This window comes from Kriegella aquimaris, from assembly GCF_900103215.1.
In the GTDB taxonomy this organism is placed as follows: Bacteria; Bacteroidota; Bacteroidia; order Flavobacteriales; family Flavobacteriaceae; genus Kriegella; species Kriegella aquimaris.
The window spans coordinates 13785-35449 of record NZ_FNGV01000010.1 but is presented as its reverse complement, the minus strand read 5'-3'; the positions used below and the strand labels follow the sequence as shown (position 1 = coordinate 35449).

Below are 21665 nucleotides of genomic sequence, written 5' to 3'. Positions count from 1 at the left end.
AAGTTGTAATCTTTAATCTTATGATAAAGATATAACCGGAGTTGTATTCCGCTAACCGACGTTTTCACGCCTTGCGTTAGAAATTTAATTCAAAAAAAATGAAGCCTTATTCTACAATTTTTTATACCTGTTTTTTCTTGATGTCACTCACGGTACTTACGCAAAAAACACCGACAGTCATTCATATGGATCAGCCTCATAATGAAAATATGAACAGGTCAAGACTTAAAAATAATTTCATTTATCTAAATGAAGACCATTTAGTTAAAGTAAAGAACTTGATTGAAAACAAAAATCCATTTTTTACAGAAGCCTATAAAAGTCTAATTGACCAGGCCAATAAAGAACTGGTTAAAAGTCCAAACCCGGTGACCAACAAAAATCAAATACCCCCAAGTGGCGATAAGCATGATTATATGAGTATTGCACCCTATAGATGGCCGAATCCGAACACCCCAGATGGTTCCCCATGGATTGTTAAGGATGGCGAAATCAACCCCATGACTAGAGGAAACGATACCGATAAGGTACGCTTAAGTGAAATGTTCGGTGCATTGGACAATTTATCAATGGCTTACTTTTTTTCAGAAGACATTACGTATGCGAACAAAGCCAAAGCCATAATAAAAACTTGGTTTATTGATGATGAAACGAAGGTGAACCCTAATATAAATTATGGACCAGGAATACCGGGAGAGGTTGAAGGTAGACGTGCCGGAATGATCGAATGGAGCAATATTTCCACAGTTGTAACCACCATACAGCTTTTAGAATCAAACAAGGTATTTAACACTACTGAAATGAAAGTATTGAACACCTGGTTAATGGATTACTATACTTGGGTAAAAACAAATAAAATGGGAATTGAAAACGACAATGGGACACAAAACCATTCAACCAATTTCGATTATCAATTGGTGGGGCCCGCCCGTTATTTGGGTCTGGACTCGGAAGCAATAACCCGGCTGGAGGATGCTAAGACCAAACGTATTGCAGTACAAATAACACCCGATGGCAAACAGCCCAATGAACTTGGGCGTACCAAATCAGTGCATTATTGTTCAATGAACCTTCGAATAATGGCTTTTGTGGCTGAAATGGGAATACCTCTAGGAGTGGATCTTTGGAATTATTCAACCAGCGATGGGCGGAGTATGAAAAAGGCTTTCGAATATCTTAAACCATTTGTTGAGGGAAAGGAAAAATGGCAGTATAAACAAATTACAGAAGGAGGGGCTGAAAAGGCCATTGAAGTACAAATGAAACCTTTGTTCAGCATCGCCAGTACTATTTTCAATGAAGAACTTATTAATGAAAGTGTTCTTGACTACCAAAATATGACTTACTTGGAAAAGCTTCAATATCCGCCATTGTCCAAAATAAATTAACTGGATATTTTATAATGACGAGAGAAGATGTTTTCCAAAAAATAATTAATGGGATAGCCAAACGCTCATTTCACCATCGCCCCGATTGCCCCATGCATAATAGGGAATCATTCTAAGTCGAACATTTTCACCCTTTGTATTAATGGGACGGTACAGCTTCTTGTCCCAGCCACCTTTCTTTCCTAAAGCACTGGTATTTAGCGAAAGGATTTGCCTTTGGCCGATTTGAATCATTTCTGCATCAAAAAGTGCATCGGTATCTAAGACGAGTTCGTTGATAGCCATATCATGAGGAAGGTCTCCCGACTCTACACAATACACCAATGGGCCTCTTTTTACCGCAATTTGATTTTTGGCTTCCTCAACCAAAGGGTTGGCCTCCATCAACTGTACCGGCATTGGCAAATTGAGCAATACCTCATCACCGGAAGCCCATGTTCTTTTAATTTCAAAATAGTTGCCCGGTTCGGGATTGCCCTCCCAAATTTTGCCGTTAACCATTACGGCAGCTTCGGTGGCCCATCCGGGAATGCGAAGGAAAAATGAATACTCCTTTTTTGGCACTTGTTTTACTTTAAGATGAATCGTTCCATCCCATGGATATTTCGTCTTTTGCTCGATTTCCAATTGTGAACCCTTCCCCAGTTGGGTCTTCAGGTGATTGCTTCCATAAAGGTTAAAATATAATCCTTGTTCACCTAGGCTATAGGCATAGTTGCCTACCTCGGCCATAATACGCGCAACGTTAGGGGGGCAACAGTTTGACTTAGATATATAGCCTTCCCTAGTATTGCCCCACCTTTGTTGGAAAGGCAAATCTTTGGATACACTAAGCGGGTTTGTATAGAGAAATTCTTTTCCATTAAGACTGATTCCCGAAAGAATGCTATTGTACAACGCAAGCTCTACAATATCAACATATTTCGCCTCTCCCGTAATTTGTAACATCCGCCAGTTCCACAGCACATTACCAATGTTGGCACATGTTTCATTATGAGCCGTTGCATTCGGCAATTGGTAAGGTCTACCATAGGCTTGATGTATTTTCTGTACTTCGGAAGGTTTATATGAAGTGCCATCAGGGGAAACCCCATCATACAAGGCTCCACAAGCGCCGGTTATATACATTCTACGATAAACCACATCTTCCCAAATGGCATTTAAGTTTTTCATAAGTTGCTCTTCACCAGTTTCAGCGTATAGATCGGCAACTCCCGCATACAAATAATTGGCCCGAACGGCATGCCCCATAGCGGTCATTTGATCTCTAAAAGGTACCCGGTCTTGATTATCATCGGTACCATCATCGGTAGTACCCCGAATATTGATGAGATTATTCGCAAGTTCTAAGTATCGCGGGTCTTTCAAGGTGCGGTACATTTCTACAACGCCCATGTAGTGTGATGGGCAAATGGCGTTACGTGCCAATTCAGGGGAAGCTTTTTTATAAAAATCATATAAAAAGTCTGCAACTCCCTTGGCCACTTGAAGAAAATTGTCTTTTCCCGTAGCCCTATAATGTACGCAGGCCGCTGTCATTAAATGGCCCATATTGTACTTTTCAAAGCCCAACTGCTTTTGTAATTGTTCAGGCCCTATCGTACCCCAGCGTTCTTCGATTAAAACAGGGGTATGCAAATACCCGTCTTTTCTTTGTGCCTTGGCAATTAGTGCAATGGCCTCGTTCATTTGGACATCAAGCTCCGGATCTTTAGTAACTGCATACGTAGCGGCCACACCTTCGAAAAGTTTATAAAAATCCCCATCATGAAAAGAAGGACCACGGTGTCTCCCTTTCATCAACCCGGCCGCTATCTCAAAATTACGGTATGCATTGGTTTTCTCAGAATGATATAGTTCCCACATGAAAGGCAACGTGTGGTTTTTTTCAACCTCGAACTGTTCTTTCCAGAAGCCGTCAGTCCAGTGCACGGCATCGAGATCGACGCTCTGCAACTTCGCGTACGGACTTTCAACATTGTTGACAAGACCATTGGTCTGCGAATAGGTCAGGGCACCTGCCCAAAACAGGCATAAAGATAGAATTGTTCGGTATTCTTTCATTTTAGTGTTTTTTCATTCAAATGGTCTAGTAGTAAAATAACTGCCGAACCACTTTATAAAATTCTTCAAAATAACCATCACCCACTATTTTGGGCTAACGATGTACTCTATTTGCGAATCACATCTTCTTGTCCCCAATCAGTCTTTGCCAAGTTGCATACGCATCGAGCAAATCTTTTGAAGTTTCCTTAGGAAGATAGGTAGTCAAATTTTTATAGTACGGTTTGGGCAACTCTTCAAGGTTTTGCCAAAACCTTATTCCTATTCCCGAGATTAGCGCCGCACCCCTAGCAGAAACATCGGAAATTCCGATATTGGTAACCGGGGTTTGTAAAAGGTCTGCCAAGAACTGCATTAAAAAGCGGTTTGAGGTAATGCCCCCGTCCACTTTTAATTCCTTTAGTTTCTCATTCGTTTCACTCTGGATGGCGTCGATAACATCCCTTATTTGGTATGCAATGGATTCAAGGGCCGCCCTCACCAAGTGTTCCTTGGTAGTGCGGAACGTTAGACCATGGATCGAAGCCTTCCATTCTTTCTTCCAATGCGGAGCTCCCATACCACTAAATGCAGGGATAAGATAAACACCTTCATTACTTGAAACCGATGTGGCCATGGATTCTATTTCTCCATTGTCCGTGAATAGGTCAAGTTGATTTTTAAGCCATTCCAAGGTCGCACCACAACTTACGATTACACCTTCAAGAGCGTAATGCACTTCTCCCCCCACACTCCAACCAATGGTCGTCAATATTCCATTTTTATCCTGCTTCGCAATATGCCCTGTATTCCATAAAATAGAGGACCCCGTGCCGAGGGTAGCCTTGGCCATTCCCGAAGTAAAACATTCCTCTCCAAAGAAAGCGGCATGAGAATCACCTATCATTCCCGTAATCGGAATTTTAACTGGTAGGATTCCACCAAAATCAGATTCGCCAAAATCAGCTGACGAGTTTAGTACCTCGGGAAGTTTAAGCCCCTCTAATCCGAATTTTTCAATTAGGTCTTCGTCCCATTTTAGCTCATAACTATTGAACAACAAGGTCCGTGACGCGTTGGTATGGTCAGATCGGTACTGTTCATGACCAGTCAGTTTGTAGAGCAACCAGGAATCAATGGTTCCGAAATAGGCATTGCCCTTTTCAATAGCTTCAGCAACGGCCGCATTATTTTGCTGGAGCCACATCATTTTGGTAGCTGAAAAATAGGGATCTATAGTCAATCCTGTTTTAGAATTGACCAATTTCTCTAGATTATGTTCTTTTAGTTTTTCACAAATGGACACAGACCGTTTGCATTGCCATACTACCGCATTGTATAAAGGTTGCCCGTAACTATCCCATACAATAAAGGTTTCTCTTTGATTAGAGATTCCACAGGATATAAGGCTATCCTTCTCCAAGCTGTGGGAGGTCATAAATTTTTGATAGCATTTTTCGACCGCGGTAAGAACGTTCTGATAAATTTCAATGGGGTCCTGTTCCACAAAGCCAGGCAGCGGATAATAAGATTTCAGGGGTTCTGAAGCTTTTGCGACCAAGTTACCCAGCGTATCAAAAATAATCGCCTTTGTACCACTAGTGCCTTGGTCGATAGCTAATATATAGGATTTGGTCATTTTTACGAAAATCGATTATTGTTTTGACAGCTTATCACAACCTAGTCTTCATTGGGATGGTTTACCCTATCCAATATTACGGCAATTAGAATCACAAAACCTTTTATAATCTGTTGCCAGAAAGGAGAAACGTTCAGCAATACCAGTCCGCTATTGAGTACCCCAATAATGAGTGCTCCTTGAACCGTACCCATAATTGAACCTCTTCCACCCGAAAGGGAAGTTCCTCCGATAACTACGGCTGCGATAGAGTCGAGCTCATAACTAAACCCTGCATTGGGCTGGGCCGAATCTAAGCGCGAAGTCAGGATTATTCCTCCAACCGCTGCCAAAATACCGGCAAGGGCATAAACCCAGATTTTAATTTTATTGATATTCAGGCCCGATAATCGCGCCGCACTCTCATTGCCTCCAATGGCATATACATAGCGGCCGAACTTTGTACTTCTTGTTACGATTACCGCAATGGCCACCACGATTATGGTTATCCACACAGGCATGGGCATTCCTAAAAACCAACCTGTACCTATAAATGCGAAGTGCTCCCCCAAACCGGTTATGGGAAAACCGCCTGTCCATAACATGGTAGCCCCTCGTGCAATGGTCAACATGGCCAAGGTAGCCACAAATGGCGGAACTTTAAATCGGGTAATCATCCAACCATTGAAAAGCCCCAGTCCTCCCCCCACGAGGATTCCTCCTAAAATAGCACCAAATACCGTAAAACCGATATAAAGATTCAATGAAGGTATGTCTATGCCATATTTAAGCAGCCCGGCGGCTACAGCACCGCTAAAAGCCAATATCGACCCTACCGAAAGATCGATGCCCCTGGTCAATATTACAAGAGTCATCCCCACGGAAATGCATACATTAATCGAAATCTGCCGCATAATGTTCCACCCGTTTTCCGGGGTAAGAAATTTATCGGACAATAACGCTAGGACAACGCACAGGATAAATAGGGCAATAATAGACTGAAACTTTATGACGGTAGTCTTTATATTCATCTTTAGATTATAAAATTGCAGCATTCATTATCTTATCTTCGGTAGCTTCTTTTTGGCTAAACTCACCCGTTATACGTGATTCACCCATTACAATAATTCTATCACAAATCGCCATAATTTCAGGAAGCTCGGAGGAAACCACCAAAACTCCTAGCCCCTCTTTGGCGAGGTTACTAATCAAATGATAGATTTCATTTTTGGCATTCACATCGATACCTCGAGTCGGTTCATCCAAGAATAATATTTTGGGAGTTGTCGCCAACCATTTTGACAATACCACCTTTTGTTGGTTGCCCCCGCTTAAATTTTTCACTTTTTGTCTTGGGGAGGGAGTCTTTATGTTGAGGTCTGTAATATATTTTTTGGCCAGGCCTATTTCCAACCCTAAATTCAAAAACCCGTTTTTCAATGTTTGTTCAACACTCGCCATACTGATATTCTTGAAAACGGGCATCTCGAGCACCAATCCATCCTCTTTACGGTTTTCCGGCACCAATCCCATTCCCTTGGCAACCGCATCCATTACCGATTTTATTATAACCTTCTGCCCGTCGATATAGATATTCCCGACCATCAACTTGGAATGTAGACCAAAAACGGTCTCCAATAATTCGGTTCTCCCTGCTCCCATAAGTCCAAAAATTCCAAGCACCTCCCCCTTGCGCACACTGAAACTGACATCATTTACCAAAAATTCCGATTTCCCGGTGGGCTTAGGCAAATAAATACCTTCGGCCCTAAATACCTCTTCACCCAAAGGCGATTTTTCTTTAACATAATGATTGTCAATATCCCTTCCGACCATAAGTCGGATGAGGTCATCTTTATTCGCTTCGACAATATTTTCAATTGTTCCCACCATTTTACCGTCGCGCAACCCTATAAAACGATCGGCTATTTCAAATAGCTCATCCAGTTTATGAGAAATATAAAGAATGGAGACCTTTTGCTTTTTGAGTGACTCGATAATTCGAAAAAGGACTTCTACCTCAGCATCGGTAATCGCCGAAGTCGGCTCGTCCATAATAAGAACCTTAGCATCTTCTAAGAGAGCTTTTGCTATTTCCACCTGTTGCTGTTGCCCCACTCGCAACTCAGAGACCAACGTAGTAGGAGGCACATCACAATCCAAACGTGCCAATAGTTCTTTGGTCACTTGGTTCATTTTTTTAAAATCGAGCATTCCAAAGGAATCTACGATTTCACGCCCCAAGTAAATATTCGCGGTTATACTGAGATAGGGAATTAGATTTAGTTCTTGATGGATAATGGCAATTCCGCTTTTCATGGCTTCTTTGGGGTTGGAAAATTTTACCTCCTCACCATGTAACAACAACTCACCTTCATAGTCTGGGTATACACCGGATAAAATCTTCATCAAAGTAGATTTACCTGCTCCGTTTTCACCTACAATCACATTGACCTTCCCCGCATACACGTCAATAGAAACATCATCAAGTGCGGTTACCCCAGCAAATCTCTTGGTGATGTTCTCGGCCCTTAGTATGATATTTTCTTTTTCCACTACTTACTTTATCTCCAGAATTAATGGAACGATTCTTAAATTTTCAAGATTAGGTTTTTTTGTATTTACCTTTACCGCACCCTTAAAATAAATATCATCACCTTCTTTCACCTCTGACAAAAAAGGTGGAATAATGTCTGAACGTACCCTTTCGTTAACAGCTACCGAAATATTATTGAAATCCATGGTATTTTGAAAATCGCCAATATTCGCCATTCCCGAAGCTTCGCGAATGGTATTGCCAAATATAAATTCTGTGGCTAAGCGTAATTCGGCTGCATTTTCTACATCAAGACTGATGCGTACATTTTCCTCTTCGATCCCCAGTACCCTGGCATTACCTTCAACAATGAAATAGTAATCGTTGCTTATTCCTAATTTGCGGCCTTTTTCCGCAGTAAATTGGCCCAGGTCTTGTTTCAGCGATTCTAAAAATTGGTCGGCCTTTATAGCCGGAAGTTCTTTCAATTTGGTCTCGATAAAAGCCCCTGCAAAAGCATCGGGATCAAAAACGCTCTTTTTTTTAGCAGCATTCCTATCGTCCAACGGTTGAAAGTAAACAGCGTTGTACAAAGCCACACCGACAAGTAGGGCAATTAGAAAATATTTAATTGGTCTTTTCATGTTAGTTTTCACTTCCGTAGGCATCAAACTCGCTAATATTATCTTGAGTGACTACTTCAACGGTAATAGGCATCTTTCTATCCATATTACGTTCGCCCTTCAAGTATTTATCGGCCAATTCGGCCGCTGTCTGTGCCATAAATTTGGGTGATTGCATGGCGGTAGCCATAATCTTTTTATTTTTAATGGCATTCATGACATCTTCAGTGCCATCGAACCCGAATACCATTACACTATCAGCTTTCCCCGCCGAAACCAAAGCTTGATAGGCACCCATAGCCATAGCATCGTTGCCGCAAAAAACAGCGTCGATATCAGGATTTGACTGCAGTACCGACTCTAGAACCTCCATCGCTTTGTTTCGGTCGAAATCGGCACTTTGTTGGGCTACCATCTTCAAATCTGGAAAATGGTCAACCACACTATGAAAGCCCTTGGAACGATTCCAAGTATTATTATCTCCCACAAGCCCTAACAACTCGACATACTTTCCTTTTTTATTCATTTGCCTTACAAAATACTGCCCTAAATCAACACAACCTGAAAAGCTATCCGAAATAATCTGGGTAACCGGACCTTCCAAGGAATTTACTTCCCTATCCATACAAAAAGTAGGAATGCCCGCTTGTTTGGCCCTATTCACATTGCTTACCGACCCTTCGGCGTCGGTCGGGTTAAATAAAACGGCGCTGTACCCTGCTGCAATTAAATTTTCAAAATGTTCGGCTTCCTTGGCGGTATTGTTCTGAGAATCAAAGATGGTGGTCTCATACCCCAAATCCCTAGCCTTTTGTGCCGCCGATTCTCCCAAAACCACAAACCAAGGATTATTGAGGGTCGAAATGACCACCGCTATTTTTTTAGGTGCATTGCCATCTTTTCGGACGCACCCCAATAGTATCATAGCCAAAATTATAGGCGTGATAAATTTAACTACATCAGAAAAAAATCGCCTACCCATATTATTCAGGAGTTTTTAAAACCATTTCCATGCCGAGATTATATAAACCTTCTTCAGAAATTCCGTAATGACCGAATATTTCTATTTGTGAGCCCGTAACGGTATATTCATCGGGAATACCTACAATACGAAATCTATTTTTGTATCCTCTTTGAAACAGGTATGCCGCACAGGCCTCACCTAGACCCCCGTTGACCATGTGTTCCTCTACCGTAATAATCGGTTGCCCATTGGCGGCTAGCCTTTCCAACAAATCGGTATCCAATGGCTTGATGGTGTGCATACTTACCACCGTAGTTTTTACACCCTTTGTCTCTTCCAACTTCTTAGCGGCCAACCAGGCGGGGTAAACGGTTTCCCCAGAGGCAATAATCGTTAAATTTTCCCCTTCCCTTATGATTCGTCCTTTTCCAAATTCAAAAGTTTGGTCGGCTTCATTCAAGAACGGCATAGCCTTTTTCCCCAACCGCATATAAACAGGCTTATTGGATGCCGCGGCCTGACGAACCGCCTGTGCGGTCTCAAAGTTATCCGCAGGAGCCACAATGATAATATTGTTAATTGCCCTGAGCGCAGCAAAATCATGCAAACTATGGTGAGTGGTACCCAGCGCACCATAACTTACACCAGCACTAATACCTACCAACGTGACTGGATTGTCAGAATAAGTAACATCATTTTTTATCTGTTCCAGGGCCCGGGCGCTAAGAAAACAGGCAGGTGAAACCGCAAATGCCTTTTTGCCGGCCGAGGTCAGACCTGCCGCAACACCTACGAGATTTTGTTCGGCGATACCCACTTCAACTATTTGATTGGGATATTTTTCCCCGAATGAAACCAATTTACCTGAGCCACGTGAATCACTCGTCACGGCAATAATTGTACTATCGATTGCTGCCAATTCTTCCAAGGTTTCTGAAAAAACCACTTGGTTAGCATCGCCCATTTTCAAGTTTTTTCCTTCTCTTTTATCCAATTCCATATCCTAGTGGATTAGTGCCTCCGCTGTATTCAATTCAGATTGGGCCAAAGCATACTGTTCTTCTGTTGGCACGCCATGGTGCCATTTTAATGAACCTTCCATAAAACTTACGCCTTTACCCTTGATGGTATGCGCAATGATGAAATTGGGTTTGCCTTCTTCAAACGGACCATTTTTTAATGCTTCTTCCAACTGCTCAAGATTATGACCATCAACCTCTTTTACGGCCCAGCCAAAGCTTTGCAGTTTATCACGAACCGAATCGGTATTCATTACCTCTTTATTGTTACCGGTAATTTGTTGTTTGTTGTTATCTAGTATGGCGTACAAGTTGTCCAATTTATAGTGCGAGGCCGACAAAAATGCCTCCCAATTAGAGCCTTCGGGCAATTCTCCATCCCCGAGTAAGGTAAACACCCTGTGCCTTTTATCATCCAGCTTTGCCGCAATTGCCTCACCTACGCAAATAGACAGGCCATGGCCCAATGCCCCCGTATTCTGTTCAACACCATGAACTTTCTTGGTAGGATGTCCTATATAATGAGATTGATAAGCACATAGGGTCTCCAAGTCGGATTCCGGAAAAAAACCACGATCTGCCAAGGTTACAAAAAGTGCTTCGACACAATGTCCTTTACTTTGGATGTATCTATCGCGATTCGGGTTCTTAAAATCCTTTGGGTCTACATTCAACACTTTATTGTACAAGACGTTTAAAATATCAATACAGGATAGGCTTCCGCCAGTATGCCCAGCTTTTGCGATATAGATGTATTTAAGAATATTCTTTCTTAAAACTACCGATTTTAATCTTAACTCCTGATTTGTCATATTCTTCGATTGACTCCAATTACTTGCCGGTTCTATCCATCGTTCTGCGACCGGTTATTCCTATTTCTTAATTTAAACCTTATGGTTGTATACCTCCCAACCCATATAATTGCCCAAAGCTTCTTCCAATATAGATCCTGTTTGTGATGCATTCATTACGACATGATGTTCAAATCCGTTTCTACATACGAACTGCATCAATCCCTGCAAATCCGGAATTTCGGCCACCGCCCTGTTTCCAAAAGTTTTTAAGGGATCATCGGTCAAAGCCCCTTCCCCAAGATAGGCCTTGATAACACCTTTTGGATCGTCAGTACTTATTCTACCGTAGGTAAGCGGATTTGCCGGTGTTCTGCCGTCAAGGGCGCCATAGGTGTTTTCAACCCCCACGGTCGTACCAAGAATTGGGGCCGTATCCATCTTCATATCAGGTAAAAAGGATTTTGCCCAGTTGCCACAATGGAACAACACACATTTATTAGGATTATCGGCGTAGTTATTGTTCCAATCGACCAAGGCACTGGGTGATCCAGAGGCCAACTGCATGGCATACATGGTCAATGTTCCCGTCACGTCGACCTCACAGGCTGACGGCAACATGTTTTCAGACATAATGCTCATACTAGTACACACATTGCAGCCATAATTCTGCTGTAGTGAGGTCCAGCATTGAATTGCGGTAGCATCTAACGCATATTCTTCCATAAAATCTTTGAGTACTACATCTAATTTAGCAATCTGTAGCATGGCCTCATTAGGGGTCTTGCCCTGAGGAACATAGGCGTTGATCGCTTCAAGATGTCGCTTGACCGAGGCATCATCTTTTGTAAGCTTATTGGCTTTACCTAGAATCTCAGACAAATCGACCGTAGTTACCGTAATACCGTTTCGCTGCAGAATCTTTTCGGAATAGCGAACCGTATTAAAAGCCCCTGGCCGTGCACCGACAGCTCCGATCCTAACGTTTTTTAACCCCTTGACCACCCTACATACAGCAACGAAATCAATTAAATCTTGTTGAAACAATGCGTCGGTGGGAAAGGAAACATGTTGGCTTGTCAAGGAATACTTGATGCCGTATTGATACAGGTTGTTACAAACAGAAATTTTTCCACACCAAGAATCCCTACGATTGACGACATTCATCTTTGTCAATTCATCGGGATAGGCCTGTACCAAAATGGGAACGTTAAGATTGGCCAACTTTAATGTATCGGCCACTCCCTTCTCATCACCGAAATTAGGCAAGAGCACCAATACCCCTGAAATTTCCTCACTATGTTTCTTAAAAAGTTCGGCACATTTTTGGGCCTCCTTAAAAGTTTCTACCCCGCCAAGTTTAGTGTCGGTACTTTCTAATAAAACTGGCGTCAATTTTAATTTAGCAAATACATCAATAATCTCCGACCTTGCCTTTTCCACTAAACTATCAGGGAAAAAATCACGGTTCCCTATTATAACCCCTATACTAATATTCGATTTCGACCTGTTCATCCTTTCTTTATTTTTTCAATTAAAACGCTTAGGCCAAAATCACCTCTATTTCATTATCCTTAAAAACTTCCTGATCTTTTTCTTCCATTCCCGAATCTGTTATAATATAATCTATCATTGAAAGGGCGCCTAGACTTGCCAAAGCGCTCTTACCTATTTTAGTACTATCAGCTACCAAATACGTAATATCAGCAGCATCGATCATTGCCCTCTTAACCACCAAATCACTGATACTTGGGTAGGTCAGACCAGATTTCAAGGAAATACCCGCCGTTGCCAAAAACAACTTTTGAACATTCAGACCCTTAAAAAAATCAGCTGCTTTTTGCCCGGTCAACGACAGTGTAGGAGGCTTGAATTCACCTCCTGTCATAATAACTTCAATACCTGATTCAGTACCTAACATTAAGGCTATATTAAGGGCATTGGTAATAACCGTTAGGTTTTTATACCCAATCAATTTTTTGGCGATTTCGGTAGTTGTGCTCCCGGAATCCAGAATGACCGTATCGCCACTCTCAATAAATTCAAGGCATTTAATGGCAATAGCTTCTTTTAACTCTAAATTATCTTGCTGGACCAAAGAGAAGTTGCGTACTTGGTCCTCCATATTTTTAAGGTATGCGCCACCATGCTCCCTGACAATTAAACCCTTTTTTTCTAGTTTTTCTAAATCTTGACGAATGGTAACCTCAGTTATCTTGAAGAGTTTTGCCAAATCGGCAACCTTGGCCGAACCATCTTCTTTTAAGAGTTCGAGTATCTTTTCCTTACGTTGGTTTGCGAGCATATTTTTAAAAATGGGATTAATAGAAATCAAAGGTAAAACATTTCGTTTATTTATCTTTTTTTTCTTTTACTTTCTTTTATTTTCTTTTACATATATTTGTGTTTCATAAATCATAAATGCATGATTTCATCAATCCTTAAGGTTATCGATAAAAAACTGTGTCCATGACTTATACAAAGGTTTTATTGGTTCTGGGTATTATCGGAATGCTGGGAATCGGTGCTTTCTTTCTCCCTAAGGGTGCAGACCAAAAAATATCCAAGCCCCGGGTATTAATCAGTTCGGACATCGGAGGAACTGATCCCGATGATTTTCAATCTATGATACATTTATTGATGTATGCCGATCTTTTTCAAATCGAAGGACTGGTTTCTTCCCCTTTTGGGAACGGTCGTAAAAAGGACTTTCTGGATATGATCGACTTATATGAAAAAGATTTACCAGAATTAATAAAACATGCCCCAAGTTTACCTGATCCCGATTCCTTGAGGGCCGTTTGCAAACAGGGAACGATTCTCGAGGCACCTTACCAGGGCTTCTCTACCGCCACCGAAGGTTCGGACTGGATTATCAAATGTGCTACTAAACAAACCGACGAGCCCCTTTGGGTTTTAGTTTGGGGCGGTTTGGAAGATGTTGCGCAAGCTCTGCACGACGCACCGAAAATCAAAGAAAAAATCAAAGTCTATTGGATTGGAGGTCCCAATAAAAAATGGAGCATCAATGCCTATGCCTACATCGCCGAAAACCACCCTGACCTGTGGATGATCGAGGCAAACGCTACATACCGGGGTTGGTTTATGGACCCGGAATCCCCAAAAAACTTAAAAGGTAAAACCTATTACGATAACTTCATTCAAGGACGCGGAGCTATGGGGAAGAATTTTAAAAATCACTATGGGGGCGAAATAAAAATGGGAGACACCCCATCACTCGCCTATATAATGAATGGCGACCCTAACGAACCCACAGGAGAGAGCTGGGGTGGAAGTTTTACAGCTATCGACCGCAGTTCACGAGTAATTTTTGACGGCAATAGCACGTCAAACGATACAGTAGCGGCTTATGCGGAATTGAACTGGAAATTCAAAGGGCCCGATTTACGCATTGCTAAAGATTCGGTTTGTTTTACGCTGGAAATTTCGAATCAAATCTGGCCAGGATATTACCTTGGCAATGGAACCTATGGGGTGCGCTATTCCTCTAAGAAACCGGAAAAGGGCACTTATATTACAAAGAGTGCAATTCCTGAACTAGATGCTCAAACAGGACAATATATAAGTACTACCCCTTGGCCAGGGAAACCCACACCAGATGATTATCGGCTTGGCCCCAATTGGTATAGTGACAAAAAGGAGCCTGAGCTATACATCGGAGATCAACAAGGCGCAAAAACAGTTTCAAAACATCGGGAAGTCTTTTTATTGGATTGGGCGAAAAGGTGGCAATGGATTAGTAAATAAAAGAAGATGAAAATGAAAAACCTTATAGCCATAGTTGGCATACTTGCACTGACAATGACCACCGTTGCCCAAGAAAAGCCGAGAGTTTTTGTGCTAACCGACATAGAAAATGAGCCCGATGATGCCATGTCAATGGTGCGGTTTTTAGTGTATGCGAATCATTATGATATTGAAGGATTGGCCGCTACAACCTCCATCCATCAACAAAATAAGGTGGCAACATACCGCATTAAAGAAATTGTTGAAGCCTATGCCAAAGTTAGAGACAACTTGGAAAAACATGAATCAGGTTTTCCGACCGGTGCAAAAGTAAAGTCTTTAATTACCGAAGGATTACCAGAATATGGAATAGGCGCAGTTGGTGCGGAAAAAGATTCACCTGCTTCTGAACTATTGATAAAATCGGTTGACAAAAACGATTCACGACCCTTATGGGTAACAGCGTGGGGCGGCCCGAATGTATTGGCACAAGCATTATGGAAAGTAAGGGAAACCCGTTCAAAAAAAGAACTTAAAGAATTCGTTGACAAAATCAGGGTTTACACAATTTCAGATCAAGATGATAGCGGTCCATGGATCCGTAAAGAGTTTCCAGAATTGTTTTATATCGTTAGCCCGGGGTTTAATGCAGGAGGCGGTTATCATCACGCAACATGGAGTGGTATCAGTGGTGATTTTTTCCATGCTCGGTGCGATGGTGCCAATTTTAGTGTTGTTTCCAATGAATGGTTAGATCAAAACGTCCGAAGCAAAGGTCCTTTAGGAGCTGAGTACCCTTTATGGGAATATCTTATGGAAGGTGACACGCCTTCTTTTTTATCCTTAATCAACAATGGCTTAAATAATGCAGAACATCCAGAATGGGGCGGTTGGGGCGGTCGATATGAACACTACACCCCAAGAATGCAAAAATGGTTTCTACATCCAGAAAGCAGACCTATCTATTCTGATGCTGAAGACGAAGTTTTAGGTGTTGATGGGCGTTGGCATTCTGGTAACCACGAAACAATATGGCGCTGGAGGGAGGCTTTTCAAAATGATTTTTCCGCAAGAATGGATTGGACCATAAAGCCATATGACAATGCCAACCACCCGCCCAAGGTTAATCTCACTCATAAAAAAAATCTTATTGCAAAAAAAGGGGACAAAATACTTTTAAGTGCCCTAGGTTCTAAAGATCCCGATGCGGATGCGCTCTCATACCATTGGTTTTTTTATGAAGAAGCCGGCACATTTTCAGTCTCTAGCGCACGTAGTGGACAGCCTTTGGCCATTCAAAATTTTGACCAACCCGAAGCCTGGTTTACCGTTCCAAAGAGTAGAATCGGTGGTTCAGGGAAGGGAACCATGCATATTATTCTTGCGGTAACCGACCATGGCTCACCACGATTAACCCGATATGAACGGGTAATAGTTACAATTGAAGAATAACGATTTGTAAGATGACAAAACTTGTATTTATAAGCGTTATCATTCTGTTGTTCACGGCCCAGACAGAGGTAAAAAGTCAAAGCCAGAAACCGCGAATAATTGTGACCTCAGATGGTGAAATAGACGATGAATGCTCCATGGTTCGTTTTTTATTATATACCAATGAGTGGGATGTTGAGGGAATAATTACTTCTAGTTCACAATACCATTGGCACGGTCATAAATGGGCAGGCGACGATTGGATCGATCCATATTTAGATGCTTATGAAAAAGTATACCCTAACTTGTTACGACATGACAAGGGTTATCCCTCACCGGACTATTTGAGGTCAATTAACTACCTGGGAAATGTTGAAGCTGAAGGCGAAATGGATTCCATCACACCAGGATCTCAACATATCGTTAAAGTTCTTTTGGATGAATCGGATAACGATCCCATCTGGATTCAAGCGTGGGGTGGCACAAATACCATTGCGCGGGCATTGAAGTCAATCGAAGAAAAGCATCCCGAAAAGATGGAGAAAGTTGCTAAAAAACTTCGCTTTTTCTTTATATGGGAACAAGATAACACCTATCAATCTTATATCAAACCGCATTGGGGCAAATACAATATCCCAACAATAATCTGCGACCAGTTTTGGGCAGTTGCCTATCAATGGGACAAAGTGATGCCGAAAGACAAACTGCCCTATTTTAAAAGTGAGTGGATGAAATCGAATATTCTGGAAAACCATGGTCCGCTCTGCTCATTATACGAAGCCTATAAAGGCGGAGGGGATAACGAGGGGTTTCGAGCTGGTGATGCCAAAACCAAAGGTGATTTTAGGTCTGAAGGTGATTCTCCCGCATTCTTCCATATGATCGATACGGGATTGCGAAATTTGGAATCTCCCGGTTACGGGGGTTGGGGAGGTCGCTATAACAATGTTCGTGACAATACGTGGTTAGACCCTGTACCAGAAAAAGGTTACACCTACCCGGAAGGAAGGTGGTATACGGCAACCGCATGGGGTCGAAACTATATGCGCGACAGATATCCTAAAAATCAAGATTTAATGGAGGTATATTTCAAACCCATCACCCGATGGGCAGATGCCTTACAGAACGATTTTGCCGCCCGAGCCGATTGGTGCATTACATCCTTTGAGGAGGCGAACCACCCCCCCATTGTCAAACTGGATAATAATCTGGATATTACCGCAAAATCTGGAACTAAAATCAAGCTAAGTGCGAAAGGAACTTTTGATCCAGATGGTGATGAACTGAATTATTCCTGGTGGGAATATCAAGAAGCGGGTACCTATAGGGGTATTGTAGAAATTTTTGATTCAGATAAACCAAAGACCAACTTCATCATCCCTAAAGATGCCAAAACAGGCGATACCATCCATATGATTTGTGAAGTGACGGATAATGGCAAGCCAAAGCTTACCCGATACCAACGTACGATTATCACAATTAAATAATTACAGATGATAGGACACAATGGGATATCAAGCGGTAATATTGAAGTTAGGGAAATAAAGATGTTTCTCTTAGGTATAGCATTTCTCTTCGTTAGTACAGCTATGCAGGCTGGTTCGTACACTGATTCGCTCGCTACACACACCAATATGCCTTACGGTCGCGCTGCTGGAGAAGAGTTACTTCTAGATATATACGAACCTCAAGGAGAGGGACCGTTTCCTGTTGCTATTTACGTTCATGGTGGTGGCTGGACGGGAGGCGACAAAGCCAACCCTGATGATGCACCAGTACTCGAAATGCTGACCAAAGCAGGGTTCGCATGGTTCTCCATCAATTACCGCCTGGCTCCCGAACATCGGTGGCCCTCTTGTCTTGATGATGTTCAAACCGCTATCCGCTGGGTTAAGGCCAATGCTGCGAACTTTAAAGGAGACCCTTCCCGAATTGCACTCGTTGGCTATTCTGCAGGTGGACATTTAGCCAGTTTTGCGGCCACAGTTGTCGATGAAACTGTTCGCATTCAGGCCGTTGTTGGTTATGCGCCACTGACAGATTTTGTTCAAGAACTTCCCAAACGGGGAAATATTCTTGGAAGGGCACAACGTGGCCTCCTAAATCGCCCACAGGAATTGACCCTTGAATCCCTTGGCATGCTAAAAGCGTTATCGCCTATCAATTATATCCGGCCCGGACTTCCCCCATTTTTACTGATACATGGTGATACAGACCAATCCGTGCCCTATGAACAATCTCTTTTATTTCAAACAAAACTAAGAACTAACGGCGTTCGCTGTGACTTGATTACACTCCCCGGAGCGCCACACCGGCTAACCGAATGGAACAAGCACCTTCCCAACTATAGCGACCAAGTGATGGCCTGGCTGAAAGAAACCATTAATAGCCCACCCCGTTAAAACCAGAAAGAAAGTAACAGCAAAAGAAGATAGCACCATTATGAAAAAGATATTAGTTCTAGTATTAGTTAGTATGACTTTTTTTGTAACCGCTCAAACACCATGGCAAAAGGGAGCGTTGGAGGTCTCTTCAAATGGTCATTATATTCAACATACTGATGGCAGCCCTTTTCTGTGGATAGCGGATACCGGATGGGGTATGATTCAGCAACTCACCCGGGAGGAAATTGACATGTACCTTGATAATCGACAAAAACTTGGTTTTACGGTCATCCAAACCGTAGCATTCTGGTACCCACACGGAGGAGGAATGAAAATGGGACCACATAATGCTGCCAACACCTACGGATTTCGGCCATTTACCGGTAGCGAAAATATGCCAAATACCTCGGAACCCCTTGTAGTTTCAGGTGGAGGGCCAAATGCCCCGAACGATTATTGGGACCACCTAGACTATGTCGTTCAGGCCATTAAAAAAAGAGGGCTATATCTAGCCCTGCTGCCCTGCTGGGGACGTGCCTATATTACGCCACAGATGGGCGGGCCGCAACAAGAATTTTCCGAAGAAGAAGCCAAGGCCTACGGTGCCTTTTTAGGCAAACGATACCAAGACGAACCCAATATTATTTGGGTTCTCGGGGGCGATGCAAAAGCTCAAATTGATGGGTATGATAAGAACTCCCATTTTCAGAAATGGGATAAACGCAGCATATTTCGGGCCATGGCAGAAGGCATAGCACACGGCGTTACCGGTCAGCGACCAAAATGGAACGAAAAGCACCCTGCATGGGACAAGGTGTTAATAACCTTTCATCCCGATGGCGACGTGCCCGATAATTCGTCCAATTGGTTTCATTCAGATGAGTGGCTTTCTTCCAATGGCGTTGAAGTGTGGCGCGAACTTGATCAAATCTATCCAACAATGCTAGGTGATTACCAGTTGAAAGAACCTGTTAAACCAAGTCTTTTTTTAGAAGGCTCTTATGAATACGGTTCTTATCGCCATGTGTGTGGTTGGGTCACGCCCGTGAGGATTCGTCGGCAGTTTTATCAAACCTTCTTTGCCGGTGGCGCAGGTCATACCTATGGTGCCGGACCAATCTGGTCAATGCGGGGAAATGAGGGAGATTACAATTGTGGGTATACGTGGCAACAAGCTTTAGATTTTATTGGCGCAGCACAAATAACGAATGTGGGCAAAAAATTTCTAATAGACCACAAATGGCACGAATGGATACCTAACGGGAACATAATTTCAGCGATAGGAGAAGGCGAAAATTTAAAAACGGCAGTAATTACGGAATCGAACAATATCATAGTGGTCTACTTCTCCGATAATTCGACTAGTCGCGTAACGAATATGCTTACCATGGATGCCGAAGCCTATTGGCTTGACCCAAGAGACGGGGGAAAAGAGAAAATTCCCTCCTTTAAGAAAAGTGAATCAAGAGAAATGACACCGCCATCAAGTTGGGAAGATGCCCTATTAGTAATTCGAATCGACCAATAGAAGAGGCTAAGGCTTTTGAAGGATTCTACAAAATACAGTTAATTATGAAGCAAACGATTTTAACAATTGCATTGGTGTTAATGGGATTTAATATTTATGCCCAACAACTGGCGTTCCCTACAGCTGAAGGCTATGGGAAATATTCAAAAGGGGGACGTGGTGGTGTAGTCTATGAGGTAACAAATTTAAATGATAGCGGAGAGGGCAGTTTAAGAGCTGCGGTGGAAGCCTCCGAACCACGAACGGTCATCTTTAGATTGTCAGGAACAATTGAACTTGAAAGCCCTCTGAGAATAAAACATCCGTACATAACGATTGCTGGGCAAACCGCCCCGGGGGATGGAATCTGCATTAAAAAAAATCCACTGGTTATCGAAACCGACCATGTAATCATCCGGTTTTTAAGAATACGGTTAGGAAATGAATCGGGTGATGATTCAGACGCGGTTTCAAGCAGATATACCAAACATATTATTTTGGATCATCTTTCGGCGAGTTGGAGTGTTGATGAGACCATGTCAATCTACCATTGTGATAGTATCACTGTTCAATGGAGTATTATTTCAGAAAGCATGTTCAATTCAAACCACGTCAAAGGATCTCATGGATTTGGAGGAATCTGGGGGTCAAACCATAGCACTTATCACCATAATCTTCTCGCGCATCATAGTAGCCGCAACCCTCGAATGGCTTCTGGTTCGGGGTACACCGATTATAGAAATAACGTATTGTACAATTGGGGTTATAACAGTTGCTATGGAGGTGAAAATCATCAAGGAGACAATCCTAAATTTTCCTTTTCGAAATTTAATATAGTTGCCAATTACTACAAACCAGGCCCTGCAACGGAACCTGGTAAAATATCGTATCGCATTGCAAACCCTTCCTTTAGAAAAAAAACGTCAGACTTCGGGAAATGGTTTATTGCCCGTAATGTTGTAGAAGGAAATGAGGCGGTATCAGCCAATAACTGGAATGGAGGAGTGCAGCCGCAAGGTGGAGATACCAACATTCAATACGTTAAGTTAGAAAAATCATGGGCATCCATGCCCATTAACCAAGAAACAGCTGAAGAAGCCTTTAAATCCGTTCTCGAAAAAGCGGGTGCCATATTACCAAAGCGAGATCTCGTAGACACGCGTATTATTAAGGAAACCAGGGAAGGATCCGCAACCTTTGAAGGCAGCTCATACAAGCAACGAAAATCAGTAGCTGACAAAGCCAAAAAGACAGGAATAATAGACACCCCAATGGATGTTGGCGGATGGCCAATACTAAAAAGTACGCGAGCTCCAGTCGATACTGATCATGATGGTATGCCCGACAATTGGGAGAAGGAAAATAACCTTGACTCTAATAATGCGGCTGATAGAAACATAGTTGGCACTGATGGTTATACCATGTTGGAAAAATATTTGAATGCCATTAATTAAAACTGAGCCAATTGAACTTAGACCACGGTCATTGGTGTCTGTTGCATTACCACCATCGCTACTTACCTAAAGACAGACAGCTTCACACTCAATCTTTCTAAGCGCTCAAAAGTTGTAGTAATGTACACTGGCAACACAACTATTTCTGAATACGACAACC

General features: G+C 42.4%; 17 protein-coding genes. 7 read left to right on the top strand and 10 right to left on the bottom strand.

What is annotated here, in order from left to right; translation table 11 throughout:
• The first annotated feature begins 140 nt into the window (after positions 1 to 140).
• Entirely contained in the window at positions 141 to 1388 is a 1248-nt protein-coding gene (locus tag BLS33_RS17225) for an alginate lyase family protein (RefSeq protein WP_176801425.1), read from the top strand.
• Positions 1389 to 1433: 45 nt separating this feature from the next.
• On the opposite strand, the gene BLS33_RS17220 is transcribed toward BLS33_RS17225, so the two are convergent.
• The 10 genes from BLS33_RS17220 to BLS33_RS17175 all read right to left on the bottom strand — a co-directional run bounded on the left by BLS33_RS17220 (position 1434) and on the right by BLS33_RS17175 (position 13287).
• Complete coding sequence (locus BLS33_RS17220; RefSeq protein ID WP_089892417.1) at positions 1434 to 3452, bottom strand: aceric acid hydrolase; 2019 nt, start codon at positions 3450 to 3452, stop codon at positions 1434 to 1436.
• A gap of 118 nt (positions 3453 to 3570) precedes the next feature.
• The gene (locus BLS33_RS17215) at positions 3571 to 5070 is read right to left on the bottom strand and encodes an FGGY family carbohydrate kinase (RefSeq protein WP_089892414.1); all 1500 of its coding nucleotides are present in this window, start codon (positions 5068 to 5070) and stop codon (positions 3571 to 3573) included.
• A gap of 41 nt (positions 5071 to 5111) precedes the next feature.
• The gene (locus tag BLS33_RS17210; RefSeq protein WP_089892769.1) at positions 5112 to 6080 is read right to left on the bottom strand and encodes an ABC transporter permease; all 969 of its coding nucleotides are present in this window, start codon (positions 6078 to 6080) and stop codon (positions 5112 to 5114) included.
• Positions 6081 to 6087: 7 nt separating this feature from the next.
• The gene (locus tag BLS33_RS17205; RefSeq protein WP_218129585.1) at positions 6088 to 7605 is read right to left on the bottom strand and encodes a sugar ABC transporter ATP-binding protein; all 1518 of its coding nucleotides are present in this window, start codon (positions 7603 to 7605) and stop codon (positions 6088 to 6090) included.
• Between the two features lie 3 nt (positions 7606 to 7608).
• A complete protein-coding gene (locus BLS33_RS17200) occupies positions 7609 to 8229 on the bottom strand; it encodes a DUF2291 family protein (protein ID WP_176801424.1) in 621 nt (206 codons plus the stop codon).
• A 1-nt stretch (position 8230) separates the two neighbouring features.
• On the bottom strand, positions 8231 to 9190 hold the full coding sequence (locus BLS33_RS17195; RefSeq protein ID WP_218129584.1) for a D-ribose ABC transporter substrate-binding protein: 960 nt from the start codon (positions 9188 to 9190) through the stop codon (positions 8231 to 8233).
• A gap of 1 nt (position 9191) precedes the next feature.
• Entirely contained in the window at positions 9192 to 10172 is a 981-nt protein-coding gene (locus BLS33_RS17190; RefSeq protein ID WP_089892408.1) for a transketolase family protein, read from the bottom strand.
• A gap of 3 nt (positions 10173 to 10175) precedes the next feature.
• Entirely contained in the window at positions 10176 to 11003 is an 828-nt protein-coding gene (locus tag BLS33_RS17185) for a transketolase (protein ID WP_089892405.1), read from the bottom strand.
• Positions 11004 to 11075: 72 nt separating this feature from the next.
• Positions 11076 to 12497: an L-fucose/L-arabinose isomerase family protein gene (locus BLS33_RS17180; RefSeq protein ID WP_089892402.1), complete on the bottom strand. Its 1422-nt coding sequence runs from the start codon at positions 12495 to 12497 to the stop codon at positions 11076 to 11078.
• 28 nt (positions 12498 to 12525) lie between these two features.
• A complete protein-coding gene (locus BLS33_RS17175) occupies positions 12526 to 13287 on the bottom strand; it encodes a DeoR/GlpR family DNA-binding transcription regulator (RefSeq protein WP_089892399.1) in 762 nt (253 codons plus the stop codon).
• Between the two features lie 164 nt (positions 13288 to 13451).
• Between BLS33_RS17175 and BLS33_RS17170 the strand changes: the two genes are divergently transcribed.
• Genes BLS33_RS17170 through BLS33_RS17145 form a run of 6 tightly spaced genes read left to right on the top strand, consistent with a single transcriptional unit; the run spans position 13452 to position 21505 of the window.
• Positions 13452 to 14750, top strand: a complete 1299-nt coding sequence (locus tag BLS33_RS17170; RefSeq protein ID WP_218129583.1) for a nucleoside hydrolase-like domain-containing protein — start codon at positions 13452 to 13454, stop codon at positions 14748 to 14750.
• A gap of 12 nt (positions 14751 to 14762) precedes the next feature.
• Positions 14763 to 16181, top strand: a complete 1419-nt coding sequence (locus BLS33_RS17165) for a DUF1593 domain-containing protein (protein ID WP_245731516.1) — start codon at positions 14763 to 14765, stop codon at positions 16179 to 16181.
• Positions 16182 to 16192: 11 nt separating this feature from the next.
• Positions 16193 to 17647 carry a DUF1593 domain-containing protein gene (locus BLS33_RS17160; protein WP_089892393.1) on the top strand — a complete coding sequence of 485 codons (1455 nt, stop codon included), beginning with the start codon at positions 16193 to 16195 and terminating at the stop codon, positions 17645 to 17647.
• Positions 17648 to 17653: 6 nt separating this feature from the next.
• Positions 17654 to 18562, top strand: a complete 909-nt coding sequence (locus tag BLS33_RS17155) for an alpha/beta hydrolase (protein WP_089892389.1) — start codon at positions 17654 to 17656, stop codon at positions 18560 to 18562.
• A 40-nt stretch (positions 18563 to 18602) separates the two neighbouring features.
• Positions 18603 to 20072 carry a glycoside hydrolase family 140 protein gene (locus BLS33_RS17150; RefSeq protein WP_089892386.1) on the top strand — a complete coding sequence of 490 codons (1470 nt, stop codon included), beginning with the start codon at positions 18603 to 18605 and terminating at the stop codon, positions 20070 to 20072.
• Positions 20073 to 20116: 44 nt separating this feature from the next.
• Entirely contained in the window at positions 20117 to 21505 is a 1389-nt protein-coding gene (locus BLS33_RS17145) for a pectate lyase family protein (RefSeq protein ID WP_089892382.1), read from the top strand.
• The last annotated feature ends 160 nt before the right edge of the window (positions 21506 to 21665 follow it).

Coding starts and splice junctions, on each gene's coding strand:
- BLS33_RS17225 (WP_176801425.1), top strand. CDS start 141: ATGTCACTCACGGTACTTACGCAAAAAACACCGACAGTCATTCATATG.
- BLS33_RS17220 (WP_089892417.1), bottom strand. CDS start 3,452: ATGAAAGAATACCGAACAATTCTATCTTTATGCCTGTTTTGGGCAGGT.
- BLS33_RS17215 (WP_089892414.1), bottom strand. CDS start 5,070: ATGACCAAATCCTATATATTAGCTATCGACCAAGGCACTAGTGGTACA.
- BLS33_RS17210 (WP_089892769.1), bottom strand. CDS start 6,080: ATGAATATAAAGACTACCGTCATAAAGTTTCAGTCTATTATTGCCCTA.
- BLS33_RS17200 (WP_176801424.1), bottom strand. CDS start 8,229: ATGAAAAGACCAATTAAATATTTTCTAATTGCCCTACTTGTCGGTGTG.
- BLS33_RS17195 (WP_218129584.1), bottom strand. CDS start 9,190: ATGGGTAGGCGATTTTTTTCTGATGTAGTTAAATTTATCACGCCTATA.
- BLS33_RS17190 (WP_089892408.1), bottom strand. CDS start 10,172: ATGGAATTGGATAAAAGAGAAGGAAAAAACTTGAAAATGGGCGATGCT.
- BLS33_RS17185 (WP_089892405.1), bottom strand. CDS start 11,003: ATGACAAATCAGGAGTTAAGATTAAAATCGGTAGTTTTAAGAAAGAAT.
- BLS33_RS17180 (WP_089892402.1), bottom strand. CDS start 12,497: ATGAACAGGTCGAAATCGAATATTAGTATAGGGGTTATAATAGGGAAC.
- BLS33_RS17175 (WP_089892399.1), bottom strand. CDS start 13,287: ATGCTCGCAAACCAACGTAAGGAAAAGATACTCGAACTCTTAAAAGAA.
- BLS33_RS17170 (WP_218129583.1), top strand. CDS start 13,452: ATGACTTATACAAAGGTTTTATTGGTTCTGGGTATTATCGGAATGCTG.
- BLS33_RS17165 (WP_245731516.1), top strand. CDS start 14,763: ATGAAAAACCTTATAGCCATAGTTGGCATACTTGCACTGACAATGACC.
- BLS33_RS17160 (WP_089892393.1), top strand. CDS start 16,193: ATGACAAAACTTGTATTTATAAGCGTTATCATTCTGTTGTTCACGGCC.
- BLS33_RS17155 (WP_089892389.1), top strand. CDS start 17,654: ATGATAGGACACAATGGGATATCAAGCGGTAATATTGAAGTTAGGGAA.
- BLS33_RS17150 (WP_089892386.1), top strand. CDS start 18,603: ATGAAAAAGATATTAGTTCTAGTATTAGTTAGTATGACTTTTTTTGTA.
- BLS33_RS17145 (WP_089892382.1), top strand. CDS start 20,117: ATGAAGCAAACGATTTTAACAATTGCATTGGTGTTAATGGGATTTAAT.